Source organism: Asanoa sp. NPDC049573 (assembly GCF_040676615.1).
Classification (GTDB): domain Bacteria; phylum Actinomycetota; class Actinomycetes; order Mycobacteriales; family Micromonosporaceae; genus Asanoa.
Genome location: NZ_JBFAPI010000008.1, coordinates 298164 through 315378, shown reverse-complemented (window position 1 = coordinate 315378; position 17215 = coordinate 298164). Strand labels below are relative to the sequence as shown.

At 68.6% G+C, this 17215-nt stretch carries 16 protein-coding genes and 1 pseudogene; 8 read left to right on the top strand and 9 right to left on the bottom strand.

Annotated features, from left to right (window positions below; genetic code table 11):
• Positions 1-57: 57 nt before the first annotated feature.
• Positions 58-687 carry an RICIN domain-containing protein gene (locus AB0J74_RS20710; RefSeq protein WP_363450160.1) on the bottom strand — a complete coding sequence of 210 codons (630 nt, stop codon included), beginning with the start codon at positions 685-687 and terminating at the stop codon, positions 58-60.
• A gap of 180 nt (positions 688-867) precedes the next feature.
• Here AB0J74_RS20710 and AB0J74_RS20705 point away from each other — a divergent pair, with 180 nt between their 5' ends.
• On the top strand, positions 868-1371 hold the full coding sequence (locus AB0J74_RS20705; RefSeq protein ID WP_363450158.1) for a hypothetical protein: 504 nt from the start codon (positions 868-870) through the stop codon (positions 1369-1371).
• Between the two features lie 795 nt (positions 1372-2166).
• Here AB0J74_RS20705 and AB0J74_RS20700 read toward each other — a convergent pair.
• Positions 2167-2595: an OsmC family protein gene (locus tag AB0J74_RS20700; RefSeq protein WP_363450156.1), complete on the bottom strand. Its 429-nt coding sequence runs from the start codon at positions 2593-2595 to the stop codon at positions 2167-2169.
• A 277-nt stretch (positions 2596-2872) separates the two neighbouring features.
• On the bottom strand, positions 2873-3529 hold the full coding sequence (locus AB0J74_RS20695; protein ID WP_363450154.1) for a TetR/AcrR family transcriptional regulator: 657 nt from the start codon (positions 3527-3529) through the stop codon (positions 2873-2875).
• Between the two features lie 528 nt (positions 3530-4057).
• On the opposite strand from AB0J74_RS20695, the gene AB0J74_RS20690 reads away from it, so the two are divergent.
• The 3 genes from AB0J74_RS20690 (at position 4058) to AB0J74_RS20680 (ending at position 5968) form a co-directional block, all read left to right on the top strand.
• Positions 4058-4495, top strand: coding sequence for a nuclear transport factor 2 family protein (locus AB0J74_RS20690; protein WP_363450152.1), 438 nt, complete (start codon positions 4058-4060; stop codon positions 4493-4495).
• 85 nt (positions 4496-4580) lie between these two features.
• Complete coding sequence (locus AB0J74_RS20685; RefSeq protein WP_363450150.1) at positions 4581-4997, top strand: GNAT family N-acetyltransferase; 417 nt, start codon at positions 4581-4583, stop codon at positions 4995-4997.
• Positions 4998-5026: 29 nt separating this feature from the next.
• Positions 5027-5968 carry an NADP-dependent oxidoreductase gene (locus AB0J74_RS20680; protein ID WP_363450148.1) on the top strand — a complete coding sequence of 314 codons (942 nt, stop codon included), beginning with the start codon at positions 5027-5029 and terminating at the stop codon, positions 5966-5968.
• Between the two features lie 15 nt (positions 5969-5983).
• Here AB0J74_RS20680 and AB0J74_RS20675 read toward each other — a convergent pair whose 3' ends face one another.
• Together AB0J74_RS20675 and AB0J74_RS20670 are read right to left on the bottom strand one after the other, a co-directional pair.
• On the bottom strand, positions 5984-6469 hold the full coding sequence (locus AB0J74_RS20675; protein ID WP_363450146.1) for a hypothetical protein: 486 nt from the start codon (positions 6467-6469) through the stop codon (positions 5984-5986).
• Positions 6470-7351: 882 nt separating this feature from the next.
• The gene (locus AB0J74_RS20670; protein WP_363450144.1) at positions 7352-7642 is read right to left on the bottom strand and encodes a hypothetical protein; all 291 of its coding nucleotides are present in this window, start codon (positions 7640-7642) and stop codon (positions 7352-7354) included.
• 144 nt (positions 7643-7786) lie between these two features.
• Between AB0J74_RS20670 and AB0J74_RS20665 the strand changes: the two are divergent.
• A pseudogene (locus AB0J74_RS20665) lies at positions 7787-8756 on the top strand (aldo/keto reductase).
• Positions 8757-8790: 34 nt separating this feature from the next.
• Here the strand turns inward: AB0J74_RS20665 and AB0J74_RS20660 are convergent.
• Together AB0J74_RS20660 and AB0J74_RS20655 are read right to left on the bottom strand one after the other, a co-directional pair.
• Positions 8791-9483: a demethylmenaquinone methyltransferase gene (locus tag AB0J74_RS20660; protein WP_363450142.1), complete on the bottom strand. Its 693-nt coding sequence runs from the start codon at positions 9481-9483 to the stop codon at positions 8791-8793.
• The gene (locus AB0J74_RS20655; RefSeq protein ID WP_363450140.1) at positions 9480-10226 is read right to left on the bottom strand and encodes a class I SAM-dependent methyltransferase; all 747 of its coding nucleotides are present in this window, start codon (positions 10224-10226) and stop codon (positions 9480-9482) included. Before AB0J74_RS20655 ends, AB0J74_RS20660 begins: the two co-directional genes overlap by 4 nt.
• Before the next feature lie 563 nt (positions 10227-10789).
• On the opposite strand from AB0J74_RS20655, the gene AB0J74_RS20650 reads away from it, so the two are divergent.
• The 3 genes from AB0J74_RS20650 to AB0J74_RS20640 all read left to right on the top strand — a co-directional run bounded on the left by AB0J74_RS20650 (position 10790) and on the right by AB0J74_RS20640 (position 15393).
• Positions 10790-11521, top strand: coding sequence for a hypothetical protein (locus AB0J74_RS20650; RefSeq protein ID WP_363450138.1), 732 nt, complete (start codon positions 10790-10792; stop codon positions 11519-11521).
• 210 nt (positions 11522-11731) lie between these two features.
• The gene (locus AB0J74_RS20645) at positions 11732-12730 is read left to right on the top strand and encodes a hypothetical protein (RefSeq protein ID WP_363450136.1); all 999 of its coding nucleotides are present in this window, start codon (positions 11732-11734) and stop codon (positions 12728-12730) included.
• A gap of 89 nt (positions 12731-12819) precedes the next feature.
• Positions 12820-15393: a helix-turn-helix domain-containing protein gene (locus AB0J74_RS20640; protein ID WP_363450134.1), complete on the top strand. Its 2574-nt coding sequence runs from the start codon at positions 12820-12822 to the stop codon at positions 15391-15393.
• A 31-nt stretch (positions 15394-15424) separates the two neighbouring features.
• On the opposite strand, the gene AB0J74_RS20635 is transcribed toward AB0J74_RS20640, so the two are convergent.
• Together AB0J74_RS20635 and AB0J74_RS20630 are read right to left on the bottom strand one after the other, a co-directional pair.
• Positions 15425-16063 (bottom strand): response regulator transcription factor, encoded by a 639-nt coding sequence (locus AB0J74_RS20635; protein ID WP_363450132.1) that lies wholly within the window; start codon positions 16061-16063, stop codon positions 15425-15427.
• Entirely contained in the window at positions 16060-16836 is a 777-nt protein-coding gene (locus AB0J74_RS20630) for a histidine kinase (protein WP_363450130.1), read from the bottom strand. The genes AB0J74_RS20635 and AB0J74_RS20630 overlap by 4 nt, the downstream gene beginning before the upstream one ends.
• Positions 16837-17215: the final 379 nt, after the last annotated feature.

Below are 17215 nucleotides of genomic sequence, written 5' to 3'. Positions count from 1 at the left end.
CGGAGCACCAAACGGGCGGCGCACCGGCCTCGGTGCGCCGCCCACCCCCGTTAGCGGTCAGGCAGCCGGGTGGATCCAGAACGACTGGAGCCACGCGCTGACGGACGCGTCCTGGTTGCAGTCCGAGGCGACCGTCCGGTCACCGTTGCGTACGCCGATGTCGAGGTCGAGCGACGAGAGCGCCGTCACACACAACGGCGGGTACGACGGGTTGTTGTCGTAGGTGTAAACCGCGCCGATCTTGACGATTGCCGGGTCGGTATGCGGGCTCACGTCGAAGACGAACCGCTGGTTCCAGCCCGATCCGCAGCTCCATATCTGCATCCGGCTCTGGTAGTGGACCCCGTCGCGCACGTCGAGGCACTTGCCCGACTGCCGTGACTTGATCCGGTAGGTCTGCCGGCCGTAGATGACGCCGTAGGGCTCGAACGACCACTGCGCGTTCCAGCCGAGGTCGCACTGCCACATCTGCACCTCGGTGTAGTTGGCGGTGTTGGCACCCTCGACGTTGAGGCACTTCTGATAGCTCAGAGCCGACCCGACCAACTCGATCTTGTACGTGGTGTCGCTCCGCGGCACGAACGCGGCCTGTGCGGGTGCCGCCACCACCAACGTCCCCGCGCCGACGAGCACGGCGGTGAGCAGTGCCCGTATCCCCAGCCGGCGGATCCGACGGATTCTGGTCATGTGCTCTCCCATCCATGGGGTTTGCGATGACCTCAGCATCGGCCGCGGACCGCTGGAGCGACACGAAGCAAACCCGCAGTTGGCCCGCATCATCGCGGCCGAAGTCGACCAAACCACCCGCTAACAGGACTACGACAGGGCAAGCTGGCGTTTGATGCGTCGCTCGTCCACCATGTCGGGATGACGCTGGCCATCGCGACCTACGCGGCCATCGTGGCCACCTGCTCCCTTGTCGTCGCATTTCTCGCCTACCGCCAGGCGGGCCCGCGGGTGGAGGCCGATGCGGTGGCGGACTACGACGCCAACGCGGTTGAGGTGACTGTTTACAACAAGGGTCGCGGCGCAATCACCATCGTGGAGGTGCGGGCCTGGATCGCGACGTTCCGAACAGGACGATCGTGGTCAATGGGCGAAGCTGGGGACGAGGTGCCCCATCGCCTTGAGGGACACAGCCGGTTCAGGATTCGGATCCCTGTCAAGCACCAAAGTGGGTACGAACTCGGGCCCGGACGGTCGGAAGTTCCTACCGAGGACCTCACCTTGCCGATGGCACGAGGGCAATTCACCGGAGTGGCCGACATCGTGCTCGGCGATGGGCGTCGCCTTCACGCCGTCGCCCCGAGTCTGGTCGTCGGAAGCCAGTCGGCCGACCCCAAGCCGTCGACCTTCATCCCGCCAACATAAGCCGACGGGCGTCCGCCCTTGGCATTGCACTCCCGATCGGGATGGGTGCGACCTGGTGGAACACGGTCGTGCCGGCCGGGCGAGACGGGCCGCGCAACGGCGGGTAGCACATGGCGGATAGATCTTGCGACGCTGCTCGTTACTGCCGGCACGGTAGGAGTGGATCGCGAGAACTCATCTCCCGCCAGGTCATTGAGGGGGCGTTCAACCGGCGTTGAGGGGCCGTCATGCCGGCTATGGCGGTACGGGTCAACTACAGGAGTTGGGTCTCCAGCCGCACGTCAGGGGCGGCTTCCACACTCTCGACAGGCGAGCGGTAGCCCGCCGTTACTCGGGAGGGAACGTACATGCGCTCTTATGCTCGACGGGGCGGTTGCTTGGCCCGTTGGTCATTGGCACCGGTCGCGGTGCTGGCCGCGGTGCCGACAACAGGCTCAGCGGCGCCTGGCACTCCGGCGGCGGACACGGCGGCGACCGCGGCGAGCGTCCCCGGGGATCCGCCGCTGCCCGAGTATCCAGGCCTTTCGGGCGAGGTGATGACGTCCACCGCGGTAACCACGACGCCAAACCGTGCGGCGACACGGTTCTGACAAGAACATGCGCCGCTCGGACGCGGTCGCCGACTCCTTCTGGACCGGGAACCTGCCGGGTGCCAACGCCGCGTCGTTGGCCGTCGGTCCGCCCGGATCGCACGCGACCGTCGCGGTCGCCGCGGTGAACGACGCCGGGTCCGGCCGCTCCCTACTTTCGGCGCCGAATGCCGGTGGGGCGCCAACCAAAGCGGTCGTGGTCAGTTCAGCGCGGCCCGACGAACTCGGTCCGCACGCTCCATGCGAACTGAATCAGCAGGGTCACCGGCGACTTGTCGGCAATCTCATGCATCACCTTCAAGTCGTCGGGGTCAGGGTCTTCGCTCAGCGTGATCGTGCGCTGCAGGTAACGCTCTGCCCCCTCCTGCTCGGGTTCGTGGTAGTCGATCTCGACGGTGATGTCACCGGCGGTGTCGTACTTATAGTCGACGTACTGACGCAGCGTCTGAGCGGTGCACGACGCGAGGGCCATCAACAGGTACTCCGTCGGCGTGGGGCCTTCGCCGACTGCGCCGTTGTGCGGTTCGTCGGCGACGAACGAGAAGCCACGGGTGGTCATGTCCGTGCGCCGGCGCTCGGTGGCCGGAAGGACAGCTCGGGCGGATGCGACGACACGATCACGATCGGGATTCATCAGCTGCGTCTTCCTGTAGATCCTGGTAGCGACGGTCCGGGTGCGGCCTCATGACCTGGTACTACCGCAGTAATAGTCTTCGCGGACTATACAGTCCAGTCTGCGCTCGATGCCAATGGCCGTTCACCCGTCGAATCCTCGGCATCGAGATGCTCCGGCCGAAAAGTCTGGACCAATCGGTCCGTGGCACCGCGACCATCGTTGCACCTTCGGTGCGCCCCCTGTAAGCGAGAGTCGTCACGTCGGTGCGGGGCCTGGCGCAGCTGGCGCCTCGCCCTCATCGATCTCGGGGCTGCTCGCCCTCCACGAGGAACGATTTGATGTGTTCCAGCGCCATGTCCAGAGCCACTTCCATGGGTGCGACGTCGTGCGCGGCGTTGGCCAGCAGGTAGCCCCCTTGCAGAGCCGCCATCAGCCCCGTGGCCAACTTCTCCGGGTCGGCGTCCTGGCGCAGTGCACCGCTGTCCCGCATCCGGTGCAGACCATCACTGATCAGCTTTTCCCAGCTCGCGAACGTCTCCGACAGCACCGATCGAGCCTGCTCGTCTTGATCGGACAGCTCGACAGCCATGGACCCGAGACCACACCCGTATTTGCCGTTGTTCAGAGAGTTGGCCTGGACCAGCGCGTTTCGCCACCGGACCAGCCCTGAGAACGATCTTAGTCGTTCCAGGCCTCCGCGCTCGCGCTGAAGCACAAGCGCGCCTCGGTATTTGACCAACGCGCGCACAAGCTCCTGCTTGTCGGCGAAGTGGTGGTAGAGCTGAGACTTGCTCGTCTGGCTTGCCTCGCGGACGTCGTCAAGCGTGGTCGCGTTCACTCCGCGCACGAGCATCAGCCGGTTTGCCGCCTCGAGGATCCGCTCGCGGGTCGCGATCCCCCGCTGACTTATCCTCCGCTGCTTCGTCGGCGCAACCACCTGCTCGTCGCCCATTGGTGAAGTCTATCCATCGTCACGCCAGATAAGCCATGCTGGATGGGACCATGGAGTCCATCCCGTGTCACGTAGGTCGCCTTTGCGCGCTGCTGAAGGGCGAACGCCCGCATTCGAACGGATACTGCGTACGCGAGACCACCAAGTGGGACGAGTGGTCATCTGGACTGTTTGGTCCAGTCCTCGCGGGAGCTGGTGCTCGTGAGCTGATCAGGGGTGCGTCGTGAGGCACAACCGGTCACGGCCGCCCGCGCCGCCGAAGCCCGGCTTCTTGGTGGCATGCCGCGGGAGAGTCGCGGCCGCGATCCCTTCTGCGCACCGCCGTAACACTCGTGGCCAAGCGCGGCCGTCGGGCCAGATCTGGACGCTTTGGTCTCGACGGCCGAGGCTTGACTGTCGATGCCCCGTCGGCGCGACCCATCGGCCATCGGGGGTGCATTCCCTGTGCGCAAACATCCAGCAGGGTGCGAACTCGCCGCGGTCGGGTGCTGAACGACCCTTGCTATACTGGACGAGTTAGTCCAGTTAATGACCGACACCCTATGTGAACAGGACGACGAGATGTCCGATTCCTATTCTCTACCCACCGAAGCCGAAGGCGTCGTACCGTCGCTGGTCGAGCGCTTCAACTCCGGCGAGGTCGGCGCGATGCTGCCCTTGTACGAGCCGGAGGCAGTGCTTGTCGTGCAAGACGGCGGAACCGTCATTGGTCACACCGAGATCGCTGCTCAACTCGAGCCCGACCTCAAGCACGGCCTGCCGCTGCACGCCAAGGCTCGCCATGTGTTCGTTGCCGGCGATATCGCCGAGATCGTGCTGGACTGGTCAATTGAGGGCACAGGTCGCGACGGCGAGCAGGTGCACGTCGGAGGCTCGGCCTGTGATGTCGTGCGCCGGGGTGCGGATGGATTCTGGCGCTACATTATCGACAACAATCTCGGGACCGCGGTGCGACAGCCCGCCTGAACACTCGGGACACGACAGTCTCCGAGCCAAAGCACGAGAATCACGCCGATGGCATCTGGCGGCCATCAATGAAGGGGATACTCCCATGACAGACCCGAGCGAGCCGAAAGGCACCCTCGGCCAGGACCAGACCGTCCCCATCGATGAACCAACCGACGGTCCCGACGTCCCCGCGTTCGACTTCGAGGTCGTCAACGACGGGCAGGCCGGCATCTACGCCGCCATCGCCGGGGACCGCGAGGTGGCCGGGCTGACCTACGACGTCGCGGGCGACGACCGACTCGTGTTGCGGGCCACCTCGGTGTTCCCCGAGTTCCGCAAACGGGGCATCGCCACCGAGCTGATCCGACGTGTGCTCGACGATATCCGCGAACAAGGCAAGACGGTGACCACCATGTGCCCGATCGTGCACACCTTCATGACGAACAACCCCGAGTACACCGACCTCATCGACCCGGAGCACCCAGGGCTTACCCCGGTGCTCCCCGCACAGAAGATCTGACCGAGGGCTGTGACTGAGGGGATAGACAGATGAAAGCGATCGTGGTGACGGACCGGGCCGCGGGCACGGCCGGGATGAGGCTGACGGACCGGCCCGAGCCAGACGCGGCGTTGCTCGGCAGCCTTGAGGGCGCCAACTACGGCGACGTCATTGTCGAAGTTCACGCGTCGGGATTCACCGGGAACGAGCTGGAGTGGCCCTCGACCTGGGTCGATCGCCGCGGCCATGACCGGACGCCGTCGATCCCCGGCCACGAGGTTGCCGGTGTCGTCACCGCCCTCAGCTACGGCGCAACGGGGGTATCGGTGGGGCAACGGGTGTTCGGCCTCACCGAATGGACCCGCGACGGAACATTGGCGGAGTACGTCGTCGTCGAGGCGCGCAACCTCGCGCCGCTGCCGGGCGACGTCGACTTCACGGTGGGCGCGGGCGTCGCGATGACCGGCCTGACCGCATGGCAAGGGCTGTTCGATCACGGCCACCTCCAGGCAGGGCAGAGTGTTCTCGTGCACGGCGCGGCTGGTGCGGTCGGTTCAATGGCGACACAGCTCGCGCGGGAGGCCGGCGCGTACGTCATCGGTACGGGACGCGCTGCTCACCGTCGGACGGCGCTCGATTTCGGCGTGCAGGAGTTCGTCGACCTCGAGAGTGACGCGCTGGAAGGCGTCGGCGGAGTCGACCTGGTGTTCGATGTCTTCGGCGGCGACATCGGAAGGCGGTCGGCGGGTCTGGTTCGAAGCGGCGGAACACTGGTGACCGTCGCCGGCCCGCCACCGGCACGGCCAGCCGACGGTCTGGCGATCGACTTCGTTGTCGTCTCCGAACGCGCGCAGCTCGGTGAGATCGCCCGGCGGGTGAGGGACGGACGACTGCGGACGAACATCGGCCAGGTCGCGAGCCTCGATGATGCCGTGGATGCCTTCAACCCGGCGACCAAAATCAATGGGAAGACGGTCATCCGCGTTCGTTGACGAGCTACTCGCACTTCACGTCGACGACATCGACGGTGACTGTCCGTCGCTGCCGCCGCGGTCGTTGCGGGCCTCGATGGCCTTGACGGCGTGTTCCAGTTCCTTGCCCAGCACCCGTTGCCCGATGAAACCGATCACGAAGCCGAGCGCGCGCCCCTTGAAGTTCTTGCCGTCGCGTACTTCGACGAGGTCCACATTGGTGGTTCCGTCGGGCCGCTGGCTCAGCGTATAGGTGAAGCCCGACTTGCCACCCCACGTGTTGGAATCCGTGGTGGTGACCACGACGCGGTTCATGTCGGACCAGTCGTAGTGCAGGCGTTCCCAGACCCCGCCCGAGCCCTCGGTGACGTCGGCCTGATCGGCGCCCCGCTCGTGGACCTTGAGAAACCCGTCGTCGCTGCGGCTGAAGATCTCGGACCGCCCGGGCCCGAAGTCAGTCAACGCGGCGACGAACTGCTCGGGTGTCGCGGTCGTGGACTGCTGGATGTGAATCGTGACCATGCCGGCTCCCCTCAGGTCACACACCAACTCAACCCTAGAACAGCACGCCGGTCGGCTGGTCGACACCGCGGTTAGCCATTATCAGGAAATCGCCGTTCGCCGCCTCAATCACCGCGCCGGTCCCTCGGCTACCGCGGTCAACAACACGCGTCAGTGAGCGCTCAACGAAGTCGGAACAATGTCCACGGCGGCTTCCGAGCGGGCGCACCACGGCCGAGCCGCCGCGAAGGCGGGGATCCGCTGCGGTCCCCGCGTGGCCCACCGCGCCGAGAGAGTCTCGATCGCGGTGGGTTCGGCGTCTTCTAGAGGCTGTGGGCGGTGATGCTGCAGTGGGAGGTCGTGGCGCGAATGCTGAGTCCGGCGGTGCCGTCGTTGCGGAGGGCGTTGCTGATCCGGCCGTAGTCGGTGCCGGCGTCCAGGGCGGCCGAGACCCCCGCGGCGGCTGCGACCGTGATGTCGCCGGATTGCGTGGCAAGGACGACCGACCCGCCTGGCCGCCTCGCCTATCCGGATGTCGCCGCGTGCGGTACTGATGCGCGCGGTGCCGGCAACCCGGCCGACCTCGGCGTGGCCGTCGACCGCGGTGAGCCGGAGGCTCGCGGCCTCGTCGATCTTGATCTGGTCGATGCCGCGGAGCTCCGCGGCGCCGGCCTTGGCCTCGATGGCAGAGCCGACAGGCAACTCGACGGACCCGGACGGGCCGGAGGTCTCGTTGGCCGTCCTCGCGGTCGCGACCCGAAGCACTTCCGTCTCCGTAAGCGATGGCGGTCCGTTGCGCCGCCTTCGCGCGTCCGTGGGCAGGACCCGCACCGTGGTGTCGGGCCGGTCGGCGGCGATGAACTGGAGCCTTCCACCCACGGACCCGGTCCTGCGGAAAGGGCTCTAAGCGGTCCACCCCAGCCACGCATCGCCGGCGGAGACGATCGCGAGCCAGATGGCCACGGCTCCGAGCGGCACGACCGGCGTCCAGGCCGGACGAGTTCGTAGCAGGGCGATCGCGGCCGCCAGTAGGGCTGCCCATACGAGCAACAGAACGCCCACGGCCCATGCCGGCATCGCGAGCCCGCTCATCACGTACCAGAACAAGACGACGACGTGTCCGGCGATGCCGATCCAGCCTAAGAACCGGCCACCGAGGCCCGATCGCGTGACCAGCCCTGACGATTCCTTCATCCGCCCAGTGTGGACCCGCAACGGTCCGCGGTTCCACTGTGACGGAGCCGAGGTCGGCGCTGCCGGTGACGTCCGGCTTCGCGTGCCTGGCTGGGCAGTGTCGCCGCGGCGTGCCGAGTGCTGGCTGATCTGGGAGGTCTTGCGATGGAGTTCACACGGCTGGGTCGGACCGGGCTGCGGGTGAGCCGCATCGGGTTGGGGTGCATGAGCTACAGTCAGGCTGCGGCCGGCATGCACCGGTGGACGTTGGACGAGGACGCCGCTGCGCCGTACTTCCGGCAGGCCGTCGATTTGGGTGTGACGTTCTGGGATACCGCGAACGTCTACCAGGGCGGGACGTCGGAGGAGTTCGTCGGGAGGGCGATCTCCCGGTTCGCCCGGCGGGAGGAGATCGTGCTGGCCACCAAGGTCAGCGGGAAGATGCACGACGGCCCGGGCGGTAGCGGCTTGTCCCGCAAGGCGATCCTGGAGCAGGCCGACGCGTCGCTGCGGCGGCTGGGCACCGACTACATCGATGTCTACTACATACACCGTTTCGACCCCGAGACGCCGGTCGAGGAGACCATGCGGGCCCTCGACGACCTGGTCCGGGCTGGCAAGGTGCGCTATCTCGGCGCGTCGTCGATGTGGGCGTGGCAGTTCGCGAAGGCGCAGCACGCCGCCGTGGTGAACGGCTGGACGACGTTCTCGGCGATGCAGGACCAGTACAACGTGCTCAAGCGCGAGGAAGAGCGCGACATGATCCCGATGTGTCTCGATCAGGGTGTCGGCCTGACCCCGTACTCACCGCTGGCGAAAGGACGGGCCGCCCGCCCGTGGGGGTCAGCAGACGCCCCGGTCGTCGTCGGACAACGTGGCCAGGGCGTTCGACCGTGACGTCGACGAGCCGGTGGTGGACGCGATCCAGAACGTCGCCGAGGCTCGCGGGGTCGCGATGGCCCAGGTGGCGCTGGCCTGGGTGCTCTCCAAGCCCGTCGTCTCTTGCCCGATCGTCGGGGCGACCGAGCCGCACCATCTCCAGCACGCTGTCGCTGCCCTCGAACTCGATCTCACCGAGGCCGAGATCGCCGCGCTGGAGGCCCCTTACCTCTCCCAGGACAACTACTGGTGGTGATCATCGCTCGCGTTGCCGGGTGTCGGCGGCCACCTCAGCCGCGGGTGGCGCGGTGGAGCGCGGCGACACCGCCGCTGAGGTTGCGCCACCTGACCTGCTGCCAACCCGAGGCGGCGATTCGCTTCGCCAGGTCCGACTGGTTCGGCCAGGCACGGATCGATTCGATCAAATAGACGTACGCGTCGGGGTTGCTGGACACCCATCGGGTGACCACGGGTATCGCTCGAAGCAGGTGGGCGAGGTAGAGCGTTCGGAAGGCGGCGTTGGACGGATGGCTGCACTCGCAAACCACGAGGCGCCCACCCGGCCGGACGACCCGGGCGAGCTCGCGCAGGGCGGCGTCGAGATGGACGACGTTCCGCAGGGCGAAGGAGATGGTCACCGCATCGAAGGCACCATCCGGAAACGGCAGGCACAGCGCGTCGCCTGCCACTAGCGGCACGGCGGGCCGGACGCGTCGGCCGACCCCCAGCATGCCGGTGGAAAGATCCACTCCGACCGCGAACGCCCCGGAGCGAGCGAGTTCCTCGGTGGAGACGCCGGTGCCGGCGCCCACGTCGAGCACGCGTTCGCCGGGGAGCAGGTTCAGTGCCGCTCTGGTCGCTCGCCGCCATCTGACATCCTGGCCGAACGAGATGATCCTGTTGGCCAGGTCGTACCGTTCGGCCACGCCGTCGAACATCGCGGCGACCGCCGGCGGCTGCTTGTCCAGATCTGCCCGCGTCATGCTGTCGCTGCCGACGACGGTGTGGCCGTCACGAGCAGGTACTCGAGCCCCAGCCGGAAGCCATCGCTGTCGGCCACGCCGCGGTCGCCGACGAACGTGCGCAGGTCCGCGCGCAAAGCCTCCCACCGGCACTGTTCGACGAGCCGGCCGCGTTCGGCGACGACGTGTCCGGCGCTGTCGATCAGCAGGCTGGTCGCCGCGTCGGCGCTGGGGAAGGTCAGATCCAACCGGTGTACGTCCGCCGATGTGATCCGCAGGCCGGCGGCTGTCAGGAGCCCGTCGACCAGCGTGCGGTCACCCCAGTGGCTCGGTGGGGCGCCAGCGCTCGGCGGCGGCGGCAGATAGCCGCCGACGACCTGCCCCATGGCGGGTAGGAGACTGCCCGGTGTCCAGGCCGCGAGCAGGACCTGTCCGGCGGAGACACATACCCGGCTCAGCTCTAGGGCTGCCGCCTCGTGGTCGTTCGCATACATGACGCCGAACACGGACAGGACCCGTTCGGCCGAGGCATCGGCAAGGGGCAGCCGGCATGCGTCGCCGACCCGCCAATCGACCGTCAGGCCGCCGTCCGTGGCACGCGACCGGGCCAGGTCCAACAACGCGGGCTCCAGATCCACCCCGACGGTCGAAGCTCCACATTGTGCGGACAGGATCGCCGCGTTGCCTGTGCCGGTGGCCACATCGACCACCCGGTCATGTGGCTGAATCGCGGCGGCTGCCACCAGCACCTCGGCGACCGGCATCAGCCTCCGCGCCATGGCCGGGTAGTCGCCGGCATCCCAGGTGGTCACGTGTGTGCTCATCACGGCTCCCTCGGCGGCGCAGGCGAACGTGAACCGGGGCGTCCCGGCAATTCCTTACAGAAAGCTACGACAAGCAGCGTCGAAACTGCTCCCCTGCGCGGGGGAAGCGGGTGGCTCGGCCGGGGGAGTCCTTCGCACCAGCACGTGCTGAGACTGGGTCTGTCCTTCAGACTCTTGTCCTAAGGAGACACATGCTTGGCGACAGCGACAGCGATAGCGGCTCCGGGGACACGACGTCAGAAACGCCGCGAGTCAGGTTCGGCGTCGTCGCGTGGGCCTGGCAGGCGGTGTACGCCCTGGTGCACCTGTGGTGGGCCATGGACCCCGGACATGGCCTGGGCGTACGCGAATCGTACTTTCCGGGTGGTTGGCTTCCCGTGGGCATCGCGGTGGCGGCCTTCGTGGGGTGCGGGGCAGCGGTGGTGGGCGTCTCGGGGACGTTGAGCGCCGCAGGCCACTTTGCGATCGCGGCTCTCAATGGCGTTGCCGGGATCGGGTTGTGTGTGTACTCGTTCCTGTTTCCGGTCATGCTCGCCTCGGTCCTGTTCGGGGATGCCGCCGCGGATGACGTGACACGCCTGCTGGCCACGGGCGCCGGCGCCGTCGGTGGGGTCCTGTGCCTGATCGTCGCCGCGCGGGAACGACGAGTGGCCGCGCGGCCGTGTGGGTCCTGCGGGCGGACGCACGGCCGGTCGCCGGAGCACCGCGGCGAGAGGTCGCCCGGCTGGGCCTACGCCGGCGCGTACCTGGCGGTGGGCGGCTACCTGGCCCGGATGACCGTGTGGCTGGACCAGGTGGTCGCGGGCACGTGGCCGTCGGCCGCGACCAGGGCCAACGGAATCTCGGTGACCGCGATGGTGATCTTTCTCGGGCTGATGAGCCTGGCCGGGACGCTGCTGCCCCTGACGCTGGCACATCGCTGGGGTCGGGTCTGGCCGGCGTGGCTGGGTCCGCTGGCCGGGCGGCCGGTGCCGCGCTGGTTGGTGCTCGGCGCCGGCCTGTTCATGGGCGCCAGCCTGACCGCGTACTTCGGCATCGCCGGCATGAGCGCCTGGATACACGGTGACATCGACGGCCAGTTCTGGCCCCTCCTGCTGGAACTGGGCGGCTACACGCTGTGGGGGATCGGGCTGCTCGTGGCGTCCGCCTCGTACTTCCGGCTCACCAGACCCCCGTGCCCGCGATACCCCGCCGGCCCGTCCGCCGCCGCTGCGGTGCCGAGCCGGGGACAGTGAGCTCCCGTGATGCCTATCGCACGTCGATCGTTCCCCCCGCCGTCACGGCGCCATCCGTACGCCGCCGGCTGGCCGGAGGTCTGCGTCCTGGTCGGCTCCCTACTACTGGTCGCTGTCGCCACCCTGTGGTGGCTGCGCCCGGACACCTACCCTTTCGGCCCGCGGGACCGATTCGCGGACCTCTCCCTCATGACGTTCGTACCCTCGAATGTGGCTGTCGCGTTCGCCCTGGCGGTCGGCGTCGTCGGAGTGGCGCTGGCCGGTCTGCTGCTCAATGGCCGGGCCGGTGCGGCGATCCGGGTCGGCGGCATCGCGACTGCTGCCGTCGCGGCGACGTTGCTCGGCTTTCTGGTTCCTGACATCCAGGTGCTGACCATCACCGCGTATCTCATGACGCTGGCAGTGCCAGCGGTGATCGTCGCCGCGCTGACGACGCGCCTGGTCAGGTTCGCGAAACCAGGCAATGGCAGAGCCGCGGGCGTCTGGGGCATAGCCGTCGGTGCGGCGGTCCTCGTCACGCTGCTGTTCTGGTTGAGCTACATCGCGCGCGACGCTGAACCAGTCGGGTACCGGCCGCTGGTCGTGTTCGGTTCCCTGGCGATCGGCGCCGGCTGGGCCGCAGTGCTGGTGCGCCTGCTGCGGCACCATCGCGGCCGCTGCCAGTCTTGCGGACGGCCCGGTGCTCCGTGGACGACGCCGGCCTCCGCGGCGTCCTGGGGGCGTGTCCTGACCTGGTCCGCCGCGCTCTGCCCGCTGCCCTACGTGGTGACTCGGCTGAGTTGGCTGACTCCCTGGCCCATCGGCGAAAGCGCCGAGACCCTCGCCGCACACCCCGGTCTCCGGATCTTCGGCTTGGCCCTGGCGGTCGCCGGCGAGGGCGGCACGTGGCTGACCCTCGGGTTGATCCGTCCTCGCGGTGAGGTCTTCCCACGCTCGCTGCCGTTTCTCGGCGGTCGGCCAGTGCCCCTCCGCGCTGCGGTCATTCCCGGATTGATCGTTTCCCTCATGATGTGCATAGCCGGCCACTCGTTGGTCCAACAAGCCTTCGGCGCCGGCACTGACCTCTCGGATCACCTCCTGGTCCTGTTGATGCCCTTCCCGCTCTGGGGGCCGCTGCTCGCCGCGGCCACCCTGGCCTACTGGTACCGACGACGTCCCGAGTGCCGCGCGTGCGTACCTGCCACGACCGAGCGGCGCGCCGACGGATGATCCGGCCCGGCAGCGGCCAGATCGACAGCGTTGGATAATGGTGGTCAGCCTTGATCTTCGGCCGACACATGATCATGGGGAGTCGAGTCTTGGACGACGGGTTCGCAGCCCAGCTTCGACGTCACCGCCTCGGCCTTCGGCTCACCCAGGAGGCGCTCGCGGAACGCGCCGGCATCAGCTCACGTTCCGTGAGCGCGATGGAGCGCGGGCGCGGCAGAGGACCACAGCCGCGCACCCTGGAACAGCTCGCCCTCGCCTTGAACCTCAGCGACGACGAGCGCGCCTCCTTCGTCGAGGCTGGGCGGGCGTTGTTCTGGGGCAACCGCGGCACGTCCGCCGTGGCTCCGTCCGTCCCCGCGGGACCGGCCTGGCACCTGCCGCCAGACATCGTCGACTTTGTCGGGCGCGACGAGGAGCTTGCCCTGCTCGGCACGGTGCTTCGCCCATCACCGGGACTGGGGCGACTAGCCGCGGTGTCAGGCCCTCCCGGCGTGGGTAAGAGCGCGTTGGCGATCCACATCGGTCACCGCTTCGCTCCGGAGTTTCCTGACGGACAGCTTTACGTCGTGCTCGGCGGGGAGAGCGGCGAAGCCGCCGAGCCGGCAGGCGTGCTAGCGCTCATGTTGAGGATGCTCGGTGTGGACGGTTCCGCCCTCCCCGCCAGAGTCGAGGACCGAGCGGCCCTGTTCCGAAGCCGGGTCGCTGCCCGCCGCATGCTCCTGATCCTCGATGACGCGTCGGGCCACCGACAGGTCGCGCCCCTCCTACCACCTGAGGGGGTCGCGACCATCATCACCAGCCGGTTACCACTGACCGGGCTACCCGGCGCAGCGACCTTCGACCTTCGACCGCTGGCTCGCCGCGACTCGATCGAGTTGCTGCGCCAGGTCGCGGGCGAGAAACGTGTCGAGGCGGAGCAGCAGTCCGCCGATGCACTCATGGCCGCGTGCGGGGATCTGCCACTGGCAGTCAGGGTTGTCGCCGCGCGGCTGGCCGCTCGGCCTCACTGGACGTTGCGTCATCTTGGCGAACGGCTCAGCGACGAGAGCCGCAGGCTCGACGAGCTTCGCCACGGTGACCTCTCCGTGCGGCCCGTGTTGCAGGTGACCTACCGTGCGCTGAGCCCGACGGCGGCGCGGGCGTGCGCATTGCTCGGCTCCCTCTGTGCCGCCGGGATTCGAACGATTCCTGAGTGGACCGTCGCCGCTCTGCTGGACACGGCCGGCCCAGAAGCATCAGCCGCAGTCGAAGAGCTGCTCGATGCGCGGTTGCTCGAATCGGCTGGCCTCGACCAGGTGGGCCAGCAGCGATACCGGTTTCACGAGATCACCCGCCTGTACGCGCGGGAACGCCGCCAGGCCGAGATCAGTGACGCCGACTGGGCCGCCTCATTCGCCCGCGTTGCCACAGGTTGGCTCGGCCTGGCCCGCCTGGCGCGAGAAGGCCTGCAGTGCGAACGCTTCCACCTGGAGGACCCGGCCGTCGCGGGCAGCGACATCGACCCCGCGGCCGCCGTACTCGCGGGATCGCATGCCGTGGATTGGTTCGAAGCCGAACGCGACAGCCTCGTCGCGCTCGTGGCTGCCTGCCGCACGGCTCGCCGCGCCGACCTCGCCCGAGGCCTTGCCGCGTGCACTGCTGAGTTTTTCGAGCTTCGGGCCTACTACGACGACTGGCTGCGTACGACGCAGGCCGCGCTGGGTGCCTGTCAGGAGGACGGCGACCGCCGCGCCGAAGCGGCAATGCTGCGGGGATTGGGCACCTGCCTCATCGAGTGCGACCAGCACGACGAAGCGGTGTCGATCCTGCGCACCGCGCGAGAGCTCGCGGAATCGTTCGAAGACCTCGCGGGTATGGCCATGGCCAGCAAGGAACTCGGTTTCGCGCTCGGCCTTTCCGGACAGCTCGACGAGGCAGAGCACGAGCTGCGCGCCGCGGTCGACGGTCTGGACCGGGACGGTCGCTATCCGGTCAAGGTGATCGCGATGACCCAGCTGGCCTGGGTCCTCCGCCAGCGCGGCGCCGTCGACGAGGCGATCGAGACGGTGCGGGCGGCGCTGATGACCGCGCGCCGTGGTGGGGACACGTTCGGTTTGGCGTACGCGTCGCGCGGTCTGGCAGGTGCGCTGCTCGCCGCGGGCCGCAACACCGCCGCCGAACGAGCCGCACGCCGTGCCGTCAAGCTGTTCGAGGACATCGACGATCCCATCGGCGCTGCCCAGAGCCTGCGCACCCAAGGGGAAGCGGTGGCCGGCGACCCGACGCGCCTGGTCGAGGCGGAGAACCTCTTCGCGGCCGCCGCCGAGGTCTTCCGTAGCCGTGGTCACAGCTGGGGCCTCGCGCTCGCCGAGCTCAGCCTTGGCGAAGCTCAGGCACGCCGCGGCATCGCGGCCGCGGACGTCCGCCTCCGCCGGGTGCTGCGATTCTGGACCGACGAGAACGTGCCCGCCCTGCGCGCTCGGACCCTTGTCGCCCTCGCCCAGGTCGCTGAGCGGGCCGGCGATCCGTCGGCGGTAGTCCTGCGGACAGAAGCGTACGAGCTCTACCGCAGGTTGAACGCACCTCAGGCCCGCGAGCTAGCGCGGCAACTCGGGTGGGACGAGGACGCGACCGATCACGCGATCGACTCGATCAACGAACTCGAAAGCGACCCGTCGAGATGACTGGCCGCAGGGCGTACCGCGAGCTGCTGGGTCATACCGCGTGACCGGTCGACCAGGCCCAGGCGGCGATGCCGACCCGGTTCCGTGCCCCGAGCTTGGCCTGGATGTTGGCGACGTGTGTCTTCACCGTGCCCGCCGAGATGGACAGCTCCGCCGCGATCTCGGCGTTCGTGCTGCCGCGTGCCACCGACCGGACCACCTCGTGCTCCCGAGCGGTCAACAGATCCGCATCGGCAACGGTCGGAGCGGGAGGCGCGGTGGAGAGGCGACGGAGCAGCCGCAGCGTCAGCTGGGGACTGATCAGTGTGTCGCCGGCCATCGCGGCCCGGACCGCTTCGACGAGCAGCGTCGGGCCCGACCGTTTGAGCAGAAAACCGCACGCGCCATCGCGTAGCGCGGCGGTCACATAGTCGTCCTGATCGAACGTGGTCACGACGATCACCCGCGGGCCGGCGCCGGCCAGCCGTCGGGTCAGTTCGAGACCGTCCATCCCGGGCATGCGGATGTCGGCGAGGACCACGTCGGGCCGGAGGTGTCGGGCCAGTTCCAGCCCCGTGTCGCCGTTGGCGGCCTCGCCCACGACCGTCATGTCGGGTTGGCTGTCGAGGATCAGCCGGAAGCCGATTCGCACGTTCTCCTGGTCATCGACGACCAGGACGCGGGTGGTCATGCTGGCTCCAGTGGCAGGAGGGCGGCTACCCGCCAGCCGTCGCCGTGGGCACACGCGGTCAGCGAGCCGCCGAGCAGGTGTATCCGCTGCCCGAGTTCGGCCAGGCCGGACGTGCCGCCAGGAGCCGCTCGCGGTGGCCGACGGCCGGCTGGGCCGTCGTTGGTGATGGTGACGGCAAGCGCCGGTCCGGGTGCCCGACGCAACGATACCGACACGGCGGTGGCCGTGGGCGCGTGCCGGCGTACGTTGGTCAGCGCCTCGGTCACCAGCCGATACGCGCTCGCGCCCACCTCGGGCGGGACGCGGCCCACGAGGTCCAGGTCGAGGTCCGCGGCGACCCGCACCGGGTCGGCGAAGCGCTCGAGCAACGCCGGCAGGTCCGCGAGGTTCGGCTCCGCGGCGGCTGTGGCCCCCGGCTCACCGGTCAGGTCGCGCAGCATGCGCACGGCCCGATCCATTGTGTCCAGCGCCTGCAGACCGGCGGCCTCGATGCGGGCGAGTGTCTCCAGCGCCCGGCCCGGGTCCGAGTCGGCGACGAACCGTGCGGCCTGTGCCAGAGCCACGATGCCACTGACATCGTGGGCGACGAAATCGTGCAGGTCGCGGGCGAGGGTGACGCGCTGTGCGCGCTGTGCGGCCTCGACGGATCGCTTCCGGCGCAGCTCGGCCAGGCGCGGGTAGCCGCCGATCACGACGGCGACGACCGGCCCGGTCGACCACAGCGCACAGGCGCCGACCGCCTCTAGGAGCGAGTCGGATGGCAGGAACCGCAACACGCATACGGCTACCGCGAGCCCGGCGGCGCTTCCGCCGGCGATGGCCTGCCCCGCGGGCGCCCAGCGAGTCGACCCGACGACCAGAAGGAGTAGCGCCGCGCACTCGGCAAGCCCTACGACGCCTGCGCGTTCGCCGTACTCCGGTCGCGAAGTGACGGTGACGACGGTGGCGGCCAGGGAAACCAGGCCAGCCGCAAGGCCATACCGGGCGCACCAGGCGCGTCGCTGCCGCCAGCCGGCCACTGCGCCTAGAACGGCGGAACCTGCGACCGCCGCGGGAACGATCGCGAGCGCTCCGATGGCGTCGTCCGGCGGGATCACCCCGTAAGCGTAAGCATCGCGTGAAGGTGCCTGCCGTCCTCCGAACGGCAGAGCG